This window comes from Streptomyces sp. NPDC001904, assembly GCF_040297005.1.
GTDB lineage: Bacteria > Actinomycetota > Actinomycetes > Streptomycetales > Streptomycetaceae > Streptomyces.
In genome coordinates, this window is the sequence record NZ_JBEOYI010000041.1 from 30,031 (window position 1) to 46,645 (window position 16,615).

At 70.7% G+C, this 16,615-nt stretch carries 15 protein-coding genes; 11 read left to right on the plus strand and 4 right to left on the minus strand.

Annotated features, from left to right (window positions below; translation table 11 throughout):
• Positions 1 to 31 precede the first annotated feature (31 nt).
• Positions 32 to 664, plus strand: coding sequence for a cysteine hydrolase family protein (locus tag ABT127_RS36810; RefSeq protein WP_351460120.1), 633 nt, complete (start codon positions 32 to 34; stop codon positions 662 to 664).
• A gap of 33 nt (positions 665 to 697) precedes the next feature.
• On the opposite strand, the gene ABT127_RS36815 is transcribed toward ABT127_RS36810, so the two are convergent.
• Positions 698 to 1,171 carry a Rieske (2Fe-2S) protein gene (locus tag ABT127_RS36815; protein WP_351460123.1) on the minus strand — a complete coding sequence of 158 codons (474 nt, stop codon included), beginning with the start codon at positions 1,169 to 1,171 and terminating at the stop codon, positions 698 to 700.
• Positions 1,172 to 1,686: 515 nt separating this feature from the next.
• Here ABT127_RS36815 and ABT127_RS36820 point away from each other — a divergent pair.
• Positions 1,687 to 4,236 carry a pectate lyase-like domain-containing protein gene (locus ABT127_RS36820; protein ID WP_351460126.1) on the plus strand — a complete coding sequence of 850 codons (2,550 nt, stop codon included), beginning with the start codon at positions 1,687 to 1,689 and terminating at the stop codon, positions 4,234 to 4,236.
• Between the two features lie 88 nt (positions 4,237 to 4,324).
• Here the strand turns inward: ABT127_RS36820 and ABT127_RS36825 are convergent, their stop codons facing one another.
• A complete protein-coding gene (locus ABT127_RS36825; RefSeq protein WP_351460128.1) occupies positions 4,325 to 6,511 on the minus strand; it encodes a CLIPPER-2 domain-containing protein in 2,187 nt (728 codons plus the stop codon).
• Positions 6,512 to 6,752: 241 nt separating this feature from the next.
• Between ABT127_RS36825 and ABT127_RS36830 the strand changes: the two genes are divergently transcribed.
• Positions 6,753 to 6,944: a DUF6417 family protein gene (locus tag ABT127_RS36830; protein ID WP_351460131.1), complete on the plus strand. Its 192-nt coding sequence runs from the start codon at positions 6,753 to 6,755 to the stop codon at positions 6,942 to 6,944.
• Between the two features lie 109 nt (positions 6,945 to 7,053).
• Here ABT127_RS36830 and ABT127_RS36835 read toward each other — a convergent pair whose 3' ends face one another.
• The gene (locus tag ABT127_RS36835; protein WP_351460134.1) at positions 7,054 to 8,634 is read right to left on the minus strand and encodes an aspartate:alanine exchanger family transporter; all 1,581 of its coding nucleotides are present in this window, start codon (positions 8,632 to 8,634) and stop codon (positions 7,054 to 7,056) included.
• 270 nt (positions 8,635 to 8,904) lie between these two features.
• Here ABT127_RS36835 and ABT127_RS36840 point away from each other — a divergent pair, with 270 nt between their 5' ends.
• From ABT127_RS36840 to ABT127_RS36870, 7 genes are all read left to right on the plus strand, one after another.
• On the plus strand, positions 8,905 to 9,717 hold the full coding sequence (locus tag ABT127_RS36840; RefSeq protein WP_351460136.1) for a HipA family kinase: 813 nt from the start codon (positions 8,905 to 8,907) through the stop codon (positions 9,715 to 9,717).
• A complete protein-coding gene (locus tag ABT127_RS36845; RefSeq protein ID WP_351460138.1) occupies positions 9,714 to 10,106 on the plus strand; it encodes a DUF3037 domain-containing protein in 393 nt (130 codons plus the stop codon). The genes ABT127_RS36840 and ABT127_RS36845 overlap by 4 nt, the downstream gene beginning before the upstream one ends.
• A gap of 135 nt (positions 10,107 to 10,241) precedes the next feature.
• Positions 10,242 to 11,003 carry a 3-oxoacyl-ACP reductase FabG gene (fabG, locus tag ABT127_RS36850; RefSeq protein WP_351460141.1) on the plus strand — a complete coding sequence of 254 codons (762 nt, stop codon included), beginning with the start codon at positions 10,242 to 10,244 and terminating at the stop codon, positions 11,001 to 11,003.
• A gap of 17 nt (positions 11,004 to 11,020) precedes the next feature.
• Complete coding sequence (locus ABT127_RS36855; protein WP_351460143.1) at positions 11,021 to 11,776, plus strand: SDR family oxidoreductase; 756 nt, start codon at positions 11,021 to 11,023, stop codon at positions 11,774 to 11,776.
• Between the two features lie 127 nt (positions 11,777 to 11,903).
• Entirely contained in the window at positions 11,904 to 13,487 is a 1,584-nt protein-coding gene (locus tag ABT127_RS36860) for an ABC transporter substrate-binding protein (protein WP_502971840.1), read from the plus strand.
• A gap of 119 nt (positions 13,488 to 13,606) precedes the next feature.
• Positions 13,607 to 14,290: a uracil-DNA glycosylase gene (locus tag ABT127_RS36865; protein ID WP_351460149.1), complete on the plus strand. Its 684-nt coding sequence runs from the start codon at positions 13,607 to 13,609 to the stop codon at positions 14,288 to 14,290.
• A gap of 90 nt (positions 14,291 to 14,380) precedes the next feature.
• Positions 14,381 to 14,938: a hypothetical protein gene (locus tag ABT127_RS36870; RefSeq protein WP_351460152.1), complete on the plus strand. Its 558-nt coding sequence runs from the start codon at positions 14,381 to 14,383 to the stop codon at positions 14,936 to 14,938.
• 25 nt (positions 14,939 to 14,963) lie between these two features.
• Here ABT127_RS36870 and ABT127_RS36875 read toward each other — a convergent pair whose 3' ends face one another.
• Positions 14,964 to 15,431 (minus strand): hypothetical protein, encoded by a 468-nt coding sequence (locus ABT127_RS36875; protein WP_351460154.1) that lies wholly within the window; start codon positions 15,429 to 15,431, stop codon positions 14,964 to 14,966.
• Positions 15,432 to 15,594: 163 nt separating this feature from the next.
• Here ABT127_RS36875 and ABT127_RS36880 point away from each other — a divergent pair, with 163 nt between their 5' ends.
• A complete protein-coding gene (locus tag ABT127_RS36880) occupies positions 15,595 to 16,491 on the plus strand; it encodes a Gfo/Idh/MocA family protein (RefSeq protein ID WP_351460156.1) in 897 nt (298 codons plus the stop codon).
• The last annotated feature ends 124 nt before the right edge of the window (positions 16,492 to 16,615 follow it).

The window sequence follows — 16,615 nt, forward strand, 5'->3', positions numbered from 1 at the left end:
CGGACAGCACCGACGACGCGCAGGGAGAATCATGCCGACACACGAGAAGCTGCTCGACCTGCTGGCCCCTGCCCACACCGTACTGCTCACCGTCGAGTGCCAGCAGGGCGTGGTCGGCACCGACAGCGCGCTGCCCGAACTCGCCGACGAGGCACGGAAGTCGGGGGCCCTCGTCCGGGTCGCGCGGCTGGTGGCCGCCGCCCACGCGAGCGGGGCGCAGGTCCTGCACGCGGTCGCGGAGCGCCGCCCCGACGGCCGCGGCGCGAACCGCAACGGCCGCCTCTTCCGCGCCGCCGAGCGCCTGCCCGTCCAGCAGCTCACCGGCAGCAGGGCGGTGCGGATCGCCCCGCCCATCGAGGTCGCCGACGAGGACCTCGTCGTACGGCGGCTGCACGGGCTCTCCCCGATCGCGGGCACGGACGTGGACCCGCTGCTGCGCAACCTCGGCTGCCGCACCCTCGTCGTCACCGGGGTCTCCGCGAACGTGGCCATACCGAACGCGGTCTTCGACGCCGTGAACCTCGGCTATGACGTCGTCGTTCCCGGGGACGCCATCGCCGGGGTGCCCTCCGACTACACCCCGGCGATGATCCGCAACACGCTCGCCCTGGTCGCCACCGTGACGACGACTCAGGACGTGCTCGCCGCGTGGAAGCGCCGCTGACGCCTTCGGCTCGCGGCGGTCGTGGACGGCCCGTCAGGCGAGGCTGATCGAGTCCCCGCTGACCTTGATCTGTTTCGCGGGCAGCGGCTGGGTCGCCGGCGGGTTCTTGACGCTGCCGTCCTCGATGGAGAACTTGCTGCCGTGGCACGGGCAGTCGATGGTGCCGCCCTCGACCTTCGTCACCTTGCAGCCCTGGTGCGTACAGGTGGCGGTGAACGCCTTGAACTCGCCCTTCTTGGGCTGGGTCACCACGACCCCCTGATCGGCGAAGATCTTGCCGCCGCCCTCCGGGATGTCCGAGGTCTTGGCGAGCGCGTCACCGCCGGCGGCCGACGCGTTGCCCGAGGGCTGCGACCCGCCGTCGTCGCCGGAGCCGCACGCGGTGAGCGCCGCGGCGATCCCGACCGCGCCGACCGCCGCGACGACGCTGCGGCGGCACGGGCCGGAAGCGGTGGGGCCGGAGGGGACGGAGGGATCGGTAGGGGCGGACTCCTGCGAAACGGTCATGCCGTCGGTTCCTTTCGATCGAGCGGGCCGGGTCCGTGGGGGGTTCCCACTCCGGTACGTGCGGTCGCCCCGGAGTGTTCAACGCCTCGCTGATCTCTTAACTCGGTCCCGCACCCGTCGATGTCACCCTCACCGGCCATGTCATCCCATCGGGGTACACGTCAGGGGTCCGCGGCACTTGCCTCCATTCCCTGACAGCTCCCGGACCGTGCGGGAGGCAGGGTGTCCATGCGGACGTGCTGTCAGGCCAGGTGGGCGGCGTGTGCGGGCCTTCTTCGCCGTGCGTTCGATGATCGGTCCGTTCGAGTTGTGAAAAGAAGACGCTGCCGAGGTCTTGCCGTTCTCTTGCCTCGACCCTTAAATCAAACCGCGAACTAAGTTGTTTTCTCTGGCCGTTGAAAACTTCCGGACACGGTAGGAGTGCGCTCCACTACGCCCGTCCATCCAGACGTGCGCTCACTTGGTGAAGGCTGCTTCGGGCCCTTTCACCCTCACCCCCGCACGGAGTGACACGCATGAGACACAGATCCTTGGGGATCGCGCTCGCCACGGCGGCGGCGCTGCTGACCATCCCCGCCCAGGCCTCGTCGGCGGCGGCCGCCGACACCCCGCTCTCCCAGGGCAAGACCGCCACGGCCTCCTCCACCGAGAACGGCGGGACGCCCGCGGCGTACGCCGTCGACGGTGACAACGGCACGCGCTGGTCGTCCGCGGCCACCGACTCCCAGTGGCTCCAGGTCGACCTGGGGGCGTCGGCGACGCTCAGCAAGGTCGTCCTCGACTGGGAGGCCGCGTACGCGAAGGACTACAAGATCCAGGTCTCCGACAACGGAAGCACCTGGAGCGACCTCAAGTCCGTCACCGGCTCCGACGGCGGCACCGACACCATCGACGTCTCCGGCTCGGGCCGGTACGTGCGCATGACCGGTGTCACCCGCGCCACCCAGTACGGCTACTCCCTCTGGGAGTTCCAGGTCTTCGGCAGTTCCGGCACCACCCCGCCGGCCGACGGCTGCTCGACCGCGAACGCCGCGAAGGGCCGCCCCGCGACCGCCTCCTCCACGGAGAACGGCGGCACCCCGGCCTCGGCCGCGTTCGACGGCGACACCGCCACCCGCTGGTCGTCCGCCGCCACCGACCCGCAGTGGGTCCAGGTCGACCTCGGCTCCTCGCAGAGCATCTGCAAGGTGGACCTCAACTGGGAGGCCGCGTACGCCAAGGCCTTCAAGATCCAGGCCTCCGCGGACGGGCAGAACTGGACGACCCTGAAGGACGTCACCGGCGCCACCGGCGGCACGACCTCGTACGACGTCAGCGGCACGGGCCGCTACCTGCGGATCTACGGGACCACCCGCGCCACCGGCTACGGCTACTCGCTGTGGGAGGTCGGGGTGCACACCGGCTCCGGCTCCACCACCCCGCCCGTCGAGGGCGGCGGGGACCTCGGCCCGAACGTCATCGTCGTGGACCCGAACACCGCGAACCTTCAGGGCAAGTTCGACCAGGTCTTCGCCCAGCAGGAGTCGAACCAGTTCGGCTCGCAGCGCTACCAGTTCCTGCTGAAGCCGGGAACGTACAACAACATCAACGCCCAACTCGGCTTCTACACCTCGATCTCCGGTCTCGGTCTCAACCCCGACGACACGAAGATCAACGGTGACGTCACGGTCGACGCGGGCTGGTTCAACGGCAACGCGACGCAGAACTTCTGGCGCTCCGCCGAGAACCTGTCCCTCAACCCGGTGAACGGCACCGACCGCTGGGCCGTGGCCCAGGCCGCCCCGTTCCGCCGCATCCACGTCACCGGCGGCCTCAACCTCGCGCCGAACGGCTACGGATGGGCCTCGGGCGGCTACATCGCCGACTCCAAGATCGACGGCACGGTCGGCCCGTACTCGCAGCAGCAGTGGTACACCCGTGACAGCTCGGTGGGCGGCTGGACCAACGGCGTCTGGAACATGACGTTCTCCGGTGTGCAGGGCGCCCCGGCGACCAACTTCGACACCGGCCCGTACACCACCCTCGACAACACCCCGGTCTCCCGCGAGAAGCCGTTCCTCTACCTTGACGGCAACGACTACAAGGTGTTCGTCCCGGCCAAGCGCACCAACGCACGCGGCGTCTCCTGGCCCGCGAACGCGGGCACCTCGCTCCCGCTGAGCCAGTTCTACGTCGTCAAGCCCGGCGCGACCGCGGCCACCATCAACCAGGCGCTGTCGCAGGGTCTGAACCTGCTGTTCACGCCCGGCGTCTACCACCTCGACCAGACCATCAACGTCAACCGCGCCAACACCGTGGTGCTCGGCCTCGGCCTCGCCACGATCGTCCCGGACAACGGCGTCGACGCCATGCACGTCGCCGACGTCGACGGCGTGAAGCTCGCGGGCTTCCTCATCGACGCGGGCGCCAAGAAGTCCGACACGCTGCTCCAGATCGGCGGCGCCAACGCGAGCGCCGACCACGCCGCGAACCCGACCTCCATGCAGGACGTGTTCATCCGGATCGGCGGCGCGGGCCCCGGCCTCGCCACCAACTCCGTGGTCGTCAACAGCGACGACGTGATCGTCGACCACACCTGGATCTGGCGTGCCGACCACGGCGACGGCGTCGGCTGGGAGACCAACCGCGCCGACTACGGACTCGTCGTGAACGGTGACGACGTCCTCGCCACCGGTCTGTTCGTGGAGCACTTCAACAAGTACGACGTGCTCTGGAACGGCGAACGCGGCCGCACGATCTTCTTCCAGAACGAGAAGGCGTACGACGCGCCGAACGCCGCCTCCATCACCCACGACGGCATCGTCGGCTACGCGGCCTACAAGGTGGCCGACACGGTGAACACCCACGAGGCGTGGGGCCTGGGCAGCTACTGCAACTTCACCTCGGACCCGAGCATCGTGCAGCAGCACGGCTTCCAGGTCCCGGTGAAGTCGGGCATCAAGCTGCACGACATCCAGGTCATCTCGCTCGGCGGCAAGGGGCAGTACGCCCACGTCGTCAACAACACCGGTGCCCCGACCTCGGGCACCAGCACCGTCCCGTCCAAGATCACGTCATTCCCGTAACCGTGATCCCGACGCACTGAAGCGTCCGTGCGGGGCACCCCGGCCAGGGGTGCCCCGCACGGGCATGCGTGGTGCCCGCCGCGGATCGTCAGCTCCGGCGGCGGCGCTGCCTGTGGGAGATCGCGAACACGCCCGCGCAGATGGCGGCCAGAGCGGCTCCGAAGGCGTACACCACGGTCGTACCGGTGTCGGCGAGATGGCCTCCGCCGCCGTGCTGCGGATGGCCGGTGGGCGGCACGCTTCGGGTCGGCCCGCCGGTCGGCGTGGGCGACGGCTCCGGCGTCGAAGAGTCCGTCGGACCGGGGGACCCGGTCGGGGACGGACTGTCGGTCGGGCTGGGAGAGTCCGTCGGCGACGGACTGTCGGTCGGGCTCGGTGAGTCGGTCGGGCTCGGTGAGTCGGTCGGCGACGGCGAGTCGGTGGGGCTCGGTGAGTCGGTCGGGCTGGGGGAGTCCGTCGGCGACGGGGTGACGACCGGGACCTCGGTGGAGCAGGCGTCCCCCACGCCGCGACGCGCCGCCGGCGACGCCGTGTCGGCGCAGCCGCCCCCTTCGGCGTCCGTGGTCACCGCGTTGCGCAGCGTCCCGTCCCCGTCCGCCGGGTCGTGCACGGTGACGCTGTAGACGATCGTGGCCGTGTCGCCCGGATCGAGATTCCCGGTCCAGTCGAGGTGGTCACCGGTGTGCGTGACGGCTCCGGTGGAGGCCATGGCGTCGTCGTTGTAGTCCGCGTCGTCCAGGACGCCGCTCAGATCGTCCGTGAGGCGTGCGGGCGTGTAGGGGCTGTTCCCGCTGTTCACCGCCTTCACCGTGTACGTCACCTTGTCGCCGGGCCCGGCCTTCGAGGGGGAGGCGGTCTTGGACAGGGTCAGACGCGGGTTCGGGGTGAACACCGGGACCGTGGCGCTGGACGGGTTCGAGGGGACCTCCGAGCCGCCGGGGCTGAGGCCCTGGGCGTTGGCCGTGTTCACGATCGTCCCGCGCGCGGCGTCGTCCTCGGTGACCACGTAGCTGCCGGTGCACTCCATGGAGGCGTCCGGGCCGCCGGCCGGGCCGAGTGTGGTGCGGGGGCACGCGATGTCCTGGACGAGCGGGTCGGCCACCGTGACCGAGGTCAGTTCCTCGGGCGAGGTGTTGGTGACCAGGAACTGGTAGGGGACGGTGTCGCCCACGTGGTACGGCGTGTGTGCCGGGGGCGGGGTGGAGGCCACCGACTTGACCAGGTTCAGACTGTCGAGACTGTCCACCGACCGGGCCTTCAGGCCCCGCAGCAGATGGGTGTCCGTGAGGCCGCCGGTCGATCCCGAGAAACCGAACTTGTAGGTCTTGGGCGCCGCGGTGGGCATCCGGCGGGTCAGGACCGTCTGGAAGCCCTTGCCGTCCTTGAAGTCGATCTCCACGGTCACCAGTGGCCGGAGCTCGGGGCTGACGGTCACCCGCGCGGTGCGCAGGGCCTGTTCGGGATCGTCGGTGGAGGCCCGCAGCGGTCCGGGCAGGTTCGACGTGTAGCCACCGGGCTTCGAGCTGTCCCGTACGAGCGTGCCGGCGAGGTAGCAGTATCCGTCCAGGCCCTGTCCGGGACCGCGCAGGGCGACGATGTCGGGCACGATGTTGAAGCCCTCCACGGGGGAGGCGCTCGAGTCCGTACAGCCCATGCCCCGGTTCTCGGCGTCGTTGGCGTAGTTGCCGTAGGCGTCCAGGCCGACGCCGAGGTAGCCGCCGTCGACCCCGGGCGTCAGATTGCGCTGGGCGTAGCCGAGAGAGCCGCCGTCCGCGCCCGCGGAGGTGAGGTCCACGGAGCCGTCGACCAGGAAGAAGCCGATGCCGTCCGCGCCGTTTCCGCCGTACTGGAACTGGTCGAACGTGACCTGAAGCCCGCCGTTGCCCGGCAGCGGCCGGTTGTAGAGCAGGCCGCCGCGCCGGTAGTTGCCCTGGTCCGTCAGCTGCAGCCAGCCCGGCGTGCGGCCGGCCTCGGGAACGGGCTGCGTCTGCTGGTCGGGGTCCGAGCAGGGCCCGGTGGCCGACTGGTCCGCCGGCGGTTCTTCCGTCGCGCCCGTCAGGCACACCGTGTTCAGCGGAATGAACCCCGGATCCATCACCGAGGTGCCGGTGAACGTCTCCTGCAGCAGGTCGGAGCCTCCCTCGGACGGGGCGGCGGCCAGCGAGGAGGCTGCGGGCAGGGCGGCCGCCACGGCGGCCAGCAGACATCCGGTGGCCGCGGCGCTCAGAGCGGCCCGCCGCCTGACGGGACGCTCGCCATCTGTTCTTCTGGTCATTTTCTGACGGTATGTAAGTTCTCTCCGCATCAATCGTCATGCGGGCGGGGTGCCTGCGCGGTCACCGGGCTGCCTCACCCCGGTGACCCGTCCGGCCCAACCCCGTCCGCTCGCTCGGCCCGCGGCGGCACAGGCGGCCCCGGGCACCCGCTCCCGCTTCGCGGAGGCGGGGCTGACTCCGTACGGATGGTTCTGCCCGTGTCTGGCACCGGAGGCGGCCGCGGCGGCTGATGATCGGAGCATGAGCCACGACATCACCTCGGTCATTCCCGCCCAGGACGCCGTACGCCGCCTGGAGGTACTCACCCTCGAAGAAGCCCACGACCTGCTGCGGCTGCTGCAACTGGTGGCGGGGGAGGGGCTGGAGGAACTGTCGGAGGAAGCGGGCTGGTTCGCCCGGGAGATCGCCGCACGGATCCCGTCGGAGAACTGAACCCGGCCTCCGTGCCTTCACGTGGGGAGACGAAGCGGAGAGCTACCTGCTGGAGACCTGGCCCCTGCCCGGGGGAGTCGCCGCTAGACCGGGTGCGCGGCGCGCGTGATCAGAGGCCCACGATGAGCTGGATGCAGACGATCTTCACGAGGATGGCGAGGGCGAAGAGGGTGGAGTATCCGGCGTTGACACGGCTGTCGGTGGCCCGGCCGTTGGCGTAGGCGAGGATCGCGGGGTTGCCGACGTAGCCGGCGAGCAGCCCCATGGTGCGTTCCCGGCTCTGGCCGAGGAGACGGGCGACCAGGATCATCAGGGCGTAGCTGACGACGGCTCCGATGGCCAGGACCGCGAGGAGCTTCAGCCCGAAGAGGGAGAAGGCGTTCTGCCGGAAGGAGTATCCGGAGGTGAGGCCGACGACCGCGAGGAAGAGCAGCAGGCCGATCTGCCGGAGGGTGAGGTTGGCGCGGGTGGGCAGCGTCCACACGAGGGGCCCGGTGCGGCGGCGCCAGCCGAGGATCATGCCCATCACGAGCGGTCCGGCACCGGTGCCGAGAGCCAGGGTGGTGCTGCCGAGGGTCAGCGACGGGATGCCGATGAGGAAGCCGAGGGCGAGACCGAGGCCGAGACTGACCGCGCTGACCTCGCTGACCCTGGTCTCGGTGTCGCCGAGGTAGGCGCTGACGGCCGGGGACTCCTCGCGGGGCATGACGACCCTGAGCCGGTCGTCGAGCTGGAGGACGAGATCGTCGTGGGCCAGCATGTCGAAGTCGCCGCGCCTGACCCGGCTGACGAGGGCGCCGTAGCGCTCCTTGAGACCCAGTTCGGCGACGGTGTGGCCGGCAAGGGCGGGGTCGGTGAGCAGGATGCGGCGGTAGTCGACCGTGTGACGGTCCTCGAGAAGGTCGTGCGCGGCGGGGACACCGAGATATGTGGCGGCGGCTTGGAGATCGTTCTCGCCGCCGACCAGGACGACCTGGTCGCCCGGGGCCAGGCGGTCGAGGGTGTGGGCGACGACGGTCTCGCCGCCGGCCGGGCGGAGTTCGGTCGCCATCACGCGCCGGCCGGCGATGCCCGGCACCTCGGCCCAGCGGGCGTCGCGGGTCACCTCCACCGTGCGGTAGACCAGCTTCGACGGAAGGCCGGAGTCGGGGTCGCGGCGGGCCTTCCACGTGCGGCGGGCGGCGATCGCCGCGACGAACACGATGGTGATGACGACGGCCAGGGGGTAACCGATCGCGTAGCCGACCGCCGGCTGGGCGGGGTCGTCGGACGCCGCCTGCGCGGCGGCGAGACCGGGAGTGGTGGTTCCGATGCCGGCGTAGCCGCCGGCGAGGAAGGGGCCGCTGATCCCGAAGCCCTGGTGGCCGACGAATCCGACCACGACCGCGGTGAGGGCGAGGGCCACGATCGCACCCGCCATCACGGCGAGCTGGCCGCGCAGTTCGCGGAAGAACGCCGGGCCCGACTCCAGGCCGACCGTGTAGACGTACAGGGCGAGTCCGAGAGCCGAGACGCCCGCGGGGACGGCCGGGCCGATGTCCGGATCCAGCGCCCCGACGAAGAGGCCCACGAACAGCACTCCCGCCGCGCCCAGCTTCACCGGTCCGAACCGGACCATGCCCAGCAGCGCACCCACCGTGATCACGGCGAAGACGGTCACCCACGGGTTGTCCGCGAAGAACTGCCACACGGCCGGGCCCTTCCCCTGCTGCGAAGCGCATGTGCCTGACCAGGTCATGATCTTTCAGACCGGGAAGGGCCGCCATTCGGACCGCGGGGAAGCCACCACCGACGAGCCGATCACGGTTCCTCACCGCCGGGGCCCGTGGCTGAGGCACGGTGGCTCGGCCGCTCCTCGCTCGCGATCACCCTCGGTTACTATGCTCACTCCATGCCGGAGGCCGGACGTACGAGGGCCGACCGTGGACCAGAGGGCTGAAGAGATGGGTGACCTGGGGACATGCTGAAAGAGGTCACCGCGACCCGCTACATCACGCCCCTGCGCGAGGGCGGCTCGCTGCCGGGACTCGTCGAGGCCGATGACCTGGGCACGTACGTCATGAAGTTCACCGGCGCGGGACAGGGCCGCAAGACGCTCGTCGCGGAAGTGATCTGCGGGCAGATCGCGCGGCGCCTCGGGTTCCGGGTGCCCGATCTGGTCACGCTCGACCTCGATCCGGTGATCGGCCTCGGCGAACCCGACACGGAGGTGCAGGGGCTGCTCAAGGGCAGCGGCGGCACCAACCTCGGGATGCGGTTCCTGCCGCGTGCGCTCGGCTTCGACCCGCTCGCGTACGCCGTCGACCCGGTCCAGGCGGGCCGGATCGTCTGGTTCGACGCGCTCATCAACAACGTCGACCGCTCCTGGCGCAATCCCAACATGCTCGTGTGGCAGGGCGAGTTGTGGCTCATCGACCACGGGGCGAGCATGATCTGGCACCACAACTGGCGCGGCGCCCCGGCCTGGGCCGGCAGGCCGTACGACGCCACCGACCACGCCCTCGCCCCCTTCGGCCCCGACGTCGCCGCGGCCGCCGCCGACCTCGCGCCGCGCGTCACCGAGGACCTGCTGGCCGAGGCCGCGGCCGACGTGCCCGACGTGTGGCTGACCGACGAGCCCGGGTTCGACGGCCCGGACGCCGTGCGCCGCGCGTACGTGGAGACCCTGCTCGAACGCGCCCCGGGCATTCACGAACGGATCGAGCTGCCGGAGCCCGCCGCGTCCGCGCCGCGGACCACCGGCTGGATCACGCACCGAGGAGCAGGACAGTGAGCACGCGCGACGCCCGTGACGTCTTCGAGTACGCCCTGCTGCGCGTGGTGCCCCGCGTCGAACGCGGCGAGATGATCAACGCCGGGGTCGTCGTGTACTGCCGCGCCCGGTCCTACGTCACCGCGCTCACCCATCTCGACGAGGCGCGGCTGCTCGCCCTCGACCCCGAGGCGGACGTGGCGGGCGTGCGGGCACTGCTCGGCGCCGTCGAGCGGCACTGCGCCGGGGGAGCCGGCGCCGGACAGGCCGGTGCGGACGACGCCGGGCGGCGCTACCGCTGGCTCGTCGCGCCGCGTTCGACCGTGGTGCAGCCGGGTCCCGTGCACACCGGTCTGACCAGCGATCCGGCCGCCGAGGCGGAGCGGCTGCTCACCCTTCTGGTGCGCTGAGTGATCAGGGGCACCCGGTGGGTACGTTGACACCGGGTGCCAGGACTTCTAGCGTCACACGCACAGGGTACTAAGCGGTTGCTCAGCGATTTCGCAGCCGAGCAGCCGACCTCTAGGGCGAGGAGACCGAAGAGCATGTCCACCACTGAGCAGCGCGTAGCGATCGTCACCGGAGCCGCGCGCGGCATCGGCGCCGCCACCGCGATCCGTCTGGCCGAAGAGGGCCGCGCCGTCGCCGTGATCGACCTCGACGAGGCCGCCTGCAAGGACACCGTCGAGAAGATCACCGCCGCCGGTGGCAAGGCCCTCGCCGTGGGCTGCGACGTGTCCGACGAGGCGCAGGTCGAGGCCGCCGTCGCGCGCATCGCCGAGGAGCTCGGCGCCCCGACCATCCTGGTCAACAACGCGGGCGTGCTCCGCGACAACCTGCTGTTCAAGATGAGCGCCCTGGACTGGGACACCGTCATGAACGTGCACCTGCGTGGCGCGTTCCTGATGTCGAAGGCCGTCCAGAAGCACATGGTGGACGCCAAGTTCGGCCGCATCGTCAACCTGTCGTCGTCCTCGGCGCTCGGCAACCGCGGCCAGGTCAACTACTCCGCCGCCAAGGCCGGTCTGCAGGGCTTCACCAAGACCCTCGCCAAGGAGCTCGGCAAGTTCGGCGTCACCGCCAACTCCGTCGCCCCGGGCTTCATCGTCACCGAGATGACCAAGGCCACCGCCGACCGCGTCGGCATGGGCTTCGAGGACTTCCAGGCGGCCGCCGCCACCCAGATCCCCGTGCAGCGCGTGGGCCGTCCCGAGGACATCGCCAACGCCATCGCCTTCTTCACCGGCGAGGCGGCCGGCTTCGTCTCCGGTCAGGTCATGTACGTGGCCGGCGGACCGCTCAACTAAGTCTGGGGACAACGGACATGACTGCTGAACTCTCGGGCAAGGTAGCCCTCGTCACCGGCGCCAGCCGGGGCATCGGCTACGGCATCGCCGAGGCGCTCGTCGCGCGCGGCGACCGGGTCTGCATCACCGGCCGCGGTGAGGACGCGCTCAAGGAGGCCGTGGAGAAGCTCGGTTCCGACCGCGCGATCTACGTGGCGGGCAAGGCGCACGACGAGGCGCACCAGGCCGCCGCCGTCGAGCGCACCATGGAGGCTTTCGGCCGCGTCGACTTCCTCGTCAACAACGCCGGTACGAACCCCGTGTTCGGCCCGATCGCCGAACTCGACCTGAACGTCGCGAGGAAGGTCTTCGAGACGAACGTCGTCTCGGCGCTCGGCTTCGCCCAGCAGACGTACAGGGCGTGGCAGAAGGAGAACGGCGGAGCGATCGTCAACATCGCCTCCGTCGCCGGAGTCTCCGCCTCGCCGTTCATCGGCGCGTACGGCATCAGCAAGGCCGCCATGGTCAACCTCACGCTTCAGCTGGCGCACGAGTTCGCGCCGAAGGTGCGGGTCAACTCGATCGCTCCGGCGGTCGTGAAGACCAAGTTCGCCCAGGCGCTCTACGAGGGCCGGGAGGCCGAGGCCGCGGCCGCCTACCCGCTGGGCCGGCTCGGCGTGCCGGATGACATCGGCGGCGCCGCCGCGTTCCTCACCTCGTCCCAGTCGGACTGGATCACGGGGCAGACGCTCGTCGTCGACGGCGGCATCTTCCTCAACGCCGGCGTCTCCTGACGCGGCAGATTGCGGGCGTCATCAGACAATTTTCCCGCAGCTCAAGTGCCCCGGTAGATCAGGTAGTTGATCTGCCGGGGCTCTGCGATATGGTCGGCCGATCCCATGGCATGGCCGATCGAGGAGCGTGCGCGTGTTCAGACGGTTGCTTGCCCCCCGCGTGTTGGCGGCGACTACGTTCATCACCCTGCTGGCCGGATGCGGGGTGGTGAACGCGAGCGACTCCGAGGACGAGGATCCGATCGTGGTGGGTACCACCAGTGCACCGAGCACGCTGGATCCCGCCGCGTCCTGGGACGGCTCGTGGGAGCTGTTCCGGAACGTGTACCAGACGCTCGTCGCCTTCCCCTCGGGCGCCGCCCAGCCGAAGGCCGACGCGGCCGAATGCTCCTTCAAGGGCAACGGGAACACCGTCTACCACTGCCGGCTGCGGGAGGACATGACGTTCTCCGACGGGGACACCCTCGACGCCGCCGCCGTGAAGTACTCCATCGACCGGATCCGGACGATCGGGGTCAAGGGCGGTCCCGAAGGGCTGCTCGGCAGTCTCGACCGCGTCACGACCGAGGGCGACCGTGATGTGACGTTTCACCTGAAGAAGGCCGACGCCACGTTCCCGTACGTGCTCGCGACCCCGGCCATGTCGATCGTCGACCCCGACGACTATCCGGCCAAGTCCGTGCGCAAGGACCGGGAGGTGTCCGGCTCGGGGCCGTACGCGCTCAAGTCCTACAGCCCCGGCGACAAGGCCGAGCTGGTCAAGAACGACTCGTACAAGGGCTTCGCGGACCGCAAGAACAGCGCCGTGACGATCCGCTACTTCACGTCGTCGTCCGACATGGTCGCCGCCCTGCGGGCGAAGAAGATCGACGCCACCTTCCGCGGCCTCGCCGCCTCCGACGCGGTGAAGCTCCAGGACAAGAAGAACGAGAAGGAGCTCCAGCTCGTCGAGGGCGCCGGTATGGAGACCAGCTATCTGGTCTTCAATCCCAAGGATCCATGGGCGGGGAAGAAGGCGGTGCGCCAGGCCGTCGCCCAGATCGTCGACCGCGGCGCCATCGCCCACTCGGTGTACCAGGACACCGTCACCCCGCTCTACTCCATGGTCCCGGCGGGGCTCGTCGGGCACACCACCGACTTCTTCAACGACTACGGCGACCCGAGCGCGGCCAAGGCCGCGCAGATCCTCTCCAGGGCGGGCATCCACGCGCCCGTGCCGCTCACCCTCTGGTACACCACGGACCGGTACGGATCGGCGACAAAGCCCGAGTTCGAGGAGCTGAAGCGGCAGCTGGAGGCGTCCAAGCTGTTCGAGGTGAAGCTGGAGAGCCGGCCCTGGAACACGTTCGAGGCCGGGTACCGCAAGGGCGAGTACCCGGTGTTCGGGCGCGGCTGGTTCCCCGACTTCCCCGACGCGGACAACTTCATCGCGCCCTTCGTGGGCCGGGAGAACGCGGTCGGTACGCCGTACATCTCGCCGGAGATCACCGACGAGCTGCTGCCGCAGTCGCGCCGGGAGAGCGACCGCGGCGCGGTGGTGCGGCAGTTCGCACGGGCCCAGCAGATCATGGCCGAGGACGTCCGGCTCCTGCCGCTGTGGCAGGGCAAGCAGTACATCGCCGCGAGCGAGGAGATCGCCGGTGGCGAGCGGGCCCTCGACCCGTCGACGATCATGTTGATGTGGGAGCTGGAGCGCAAGACCAGCTGGTGAGCGGGGGGCCGGCCCGGATTGTCAGTGGCCGCCGGTAGGTTCTTGGGTGTCGATGCGGCCGCGCGTGTCATGACGGCGCGCGCGGCCGTGCAAGTGCTCGTACCCCGGAGGTTGTTGACGTGACCGACACCGCGATGCTGCCCGAGTCCTGGCGCGGCGTCCTCGGCGAGGAGCTCCAGAAGCCCTACTTCAAGGAGCTCACCGAGTTCGTCGAGGAGGAGCGCGCCCGGGGTCCCGTCTACCCGCCGCGTGACCAGGTCTTCGCCGCGCTCGACGCCACGCCGTACGACCGGGTCAAGGTCCTCGTCCTCGGCCAGGACCCCTACCACGGCGAGGGCCAGGGGCACGGCCTGTGCTTCTCGGTGCGCCCCGGGGTGAAGACACCGCCCTCGCTGCGCAACATCTACAAGGAGATGCAGGCCGAGCTCGGCACCCCCATTCCGGACAACGGCTATCTGATGCCGTGGGCCCAGCAGGGCGTGCTGCTGCTGAACGCCGTGCTCACGGTGCGGGCGGGCGAGGCCAACTCGCACAAGGGCAAGGGCTGGGAGAAGTTCACGGACGCCGTGATCCGCTCCGTCGCCGACCGGCCCGACCCGGCGGTCTTCGTGCTGTGGGGCAATTACGCGCAGAAGAAGCTCCCGCTCATCGACACCGACCGGCACATCGTCGTGAAGGGCGCGCACCCCTCGCCGCTGTCCGCGAAGAAGTTCTTCGGCTCGCAGCCCTTCACGCAGATCAACGAGGCGGTGGCGGCCCAGGGCCACGAGCCGATCGACTGGCGCATCCCGGACCTCGGCTGAGGCCGCGCCTGCCCTGGATCGCCGTCGGCGGCGGCTAGCGTCGGAAGCCGTGACCGGTGGGCGAGCCGGTTTCCGAGCTTGGAGGCACCAGTGGCACAGCAGCGCGAGCAGGCGGCGGACGACGCGCTGCCCACCCGGATCGGGCAGCTGGTCATGCTGCACCACGCCGGAGACCGCGAAGAGGCGAGGGACCGCCTCCTCGGTCTGTGGGCGGAGCTGGGCGAGGAAGGCGACCCGCTGCACCGCTGCACGCTCGCGCACTACCTGGCCCGCACCCAGACGGATCCGTCCGACGAACTGGCTTGGGACCTACGGGCGTTGACGGCCGCCGACTCCTGCGGCGAGCCTCGATCGGCGGCGCTGCGGGCCCTGTACCCGTCGCTGCACCTGAGCCTTGCGGGCGACTACGTGAAGCTGGGCCGCCCCGGCGCGGCCCGCGGCCAGCTGACCCGGGCACGCGCCGCGTCCGCCGCGCTCGGGGGAGCGGCGGACGACGGACACGCGGTCGGGGTACGGGCCGCGCTGATGCGCCTCGACCGGGAGGTGGCGGGACTGCCGGGCGACGACGGCAACAGCGACGACGGCGAGGGCGGGGGACACGGCAGGCCCGGCGGTGAGCCGCTCGGGCCGCCGCGGACCGGCTCGTGAGGGGAACAGGACCCGACCAGGGGGATCAACTGCCGTACGTGTCCTTGCAGATGGTCGCCTGAGGGCTGTCCGGGGACCAGCCGCCGTACTGGCGGCCGAGGGCGCAGACGTCGGTCTTCGGCGGCGCGGGGACGGCCGGGCGCTCGATCCGTGGCGCACGGGTGTGCGGGGGCGCCACGGTGTCCGGCGCCTTGCGCGGTGCCGGTACGGCGCGGCGCACGGGGGCGCGGGGTGGCTCGGCGGGCCGCTGGGCGGCGGGGGAGCGGTGGGGTGACGGTTCGGACCGCTGCAGGGCCTCGCGGGCGGGGCCCTGGACGAGCGGCCGGTCGTCGGCGTGGCCCTCCGGGCGTGGCGCGGGAGCCGTGGCGGACGGGGTGGGCACGGCCGGAGCGGGCGGCGCATGGACGCTCACACATCCCGAGGCGGTGGCGGCGGTGACGGCCGCGGCCGCCGCCGTCAGCAGAAGCGTGGCTGAGCTGGTGGTTCTGAGCACCCGCGCCACTCTGGCGGACCGCGGGGCGACGAGGGAACCGTTATCGGCGAGGTTGCCCCACACGGGTGATGGAGCGCGCCGGGGCGGACGGGTGGAGCGTGCCGTCCCCGCCGTATGCTGCCCAGACGCACACGACGGGGACGCACACAGAGGAGTACGGGACGTGAAGGTCGGCTGCATCGGACTCGGCGACATCGCCCAGAAGGCCTATCTGCCCGTGCTCGCCGCACAGCCCGGCATCGAACTGCATCTGCAGACCCGCACCGCCGCGACCCTCACCCGCGTCGCCGAGCAGTACCGGGTTCCGGTCGCCCAGCGCCACTCCGACCTGGACGCGCTCCTCGCGCAGGGGCTCGACGCCGCGTTCGTGCACGCGCCGACGGCCGTGCACCCCGAGATCGTGACGCGGCTGCTCGAAGCCGGTGTGCCGACCTACGTCGACAAGCCCCTCGCCTACGAACTCGACGCGTCGGTACGCCTGGTGGAGCTCGCCGAGGAGCGCGGGGTCAGCCTCGCCGTCGGCTTCAACCGGCGTTACGCGCCCGGGTACGCGCAGTGCGTGGAGCATCCTCGCGAGCTGATCCTGATGCAGAAGAACCGGGTCGGGCTCCCCGAGGAGCCGCGCACGATGATCCTGGACGACTTCATCCACGTCGTGGACACCCTGCGCTTCCTGGTGCCCGGCACGATCGACGACGTCACCGTCCGCGCCCGGGTCGAGGACGGTCTGCTGCACCATGTCGTGCTGCAGCTCGCCGGGGACGGATTCACCGCGCTCGGGGTGATGAACCGGCTCAGCGGATCCACCGAGGAGATCCTCGAGGTCTCCGGGCAGGACACCAAGCGGCAGGTCCTCAATCTCGCCGATGTGGTCGATCACAAGGGGCAGCCGTCGGTGCGGCGGCGGGGGGACTGGGTGCCGGTGGCTCGGCAGCGGGGGATCGAGCAGGTGGCGCTGGCGTTCCTGGATGCCGTGCGGGCCGGGAAGGTCGTCAGCGGACGGGATGCGCTGGCCACGCATGAGTTGTGCGAGCAGGTGGTGCGGGGCGTTCTGCTCTGAGTCGGCTCCGTCGTTGGCGGCCGCGGCTTTCGTCGTGGCTGGTCGCGCAGTTCCCCGCGCCCCTGAGATGCGCACTTCGTGCGGCATCTCATCAAGAGGAGCGCCGCCTCAGGGGCGGCGCGGG

What these genes read in the sequence shown, in the direction of transcription:
- ABT127_RS36830 (WP_351460131.1), top strand. Translation starts at nt 6,753, where the DNA reads ATGAGCCACGACATCACCTCGGTCATTCCCGCCCAGGACGCCGTACGC.
- fabG (WP_351460141.1), top strand. Translation starts at nt 10,242, where the DNA reads ATGTCCACCACTGAGCAGCGCGTAGCGATCGTCACCGGAGCCGCGCGC.
- ABT127_RS36825 (WP_351460128.1), bottom strand. Translation starts at nt 6,511, where the DNA reads ATGACCAGAAGAACAGATGGCGAGCGTCCCGTCAGGCGGCGGGCCGCT.
- ABT127_RS36820 (WP_351460126.1), top strand. Translation starts at nt 1,687, where the DNA reads ATGAGACACAGATCCTTGGGGATCGCGCTCGCCACGGCGGCGGCGCTG.
- ABT127_RS36815 (WP_351460123.1), bottom strand. Translation starts at nt 1,171, where the DNA reads ATGACCGTTTCGCAGGAGTCCGCCCCTACCGATCCCTCCGTCCCCTCC.
- ABT127_RS36810 (WP_351460120.1), top strand. Translation starts at nt 32, where the DNA reads ATGCCGACACACGAGAAGCTGCTCGACCTGCTGGCCCCTGCCCACACC.
- ABT127_RS36840 (WP_351460136.1), top strand. Translation starts at nt 8,905, where the DNA reads ATGCTGAAAGAGGTCACCGCGACCCGCTACATCACGCCCCTGCGCGAG.
- ABT127_RS36855 (WP_351460143.1), top strand. Translation starts at nt 11,021, where the DNA reads ATGACTGCTGAACTCTCGGGCAAGGTAGCCCTCGTCACCGGCGCCAGC.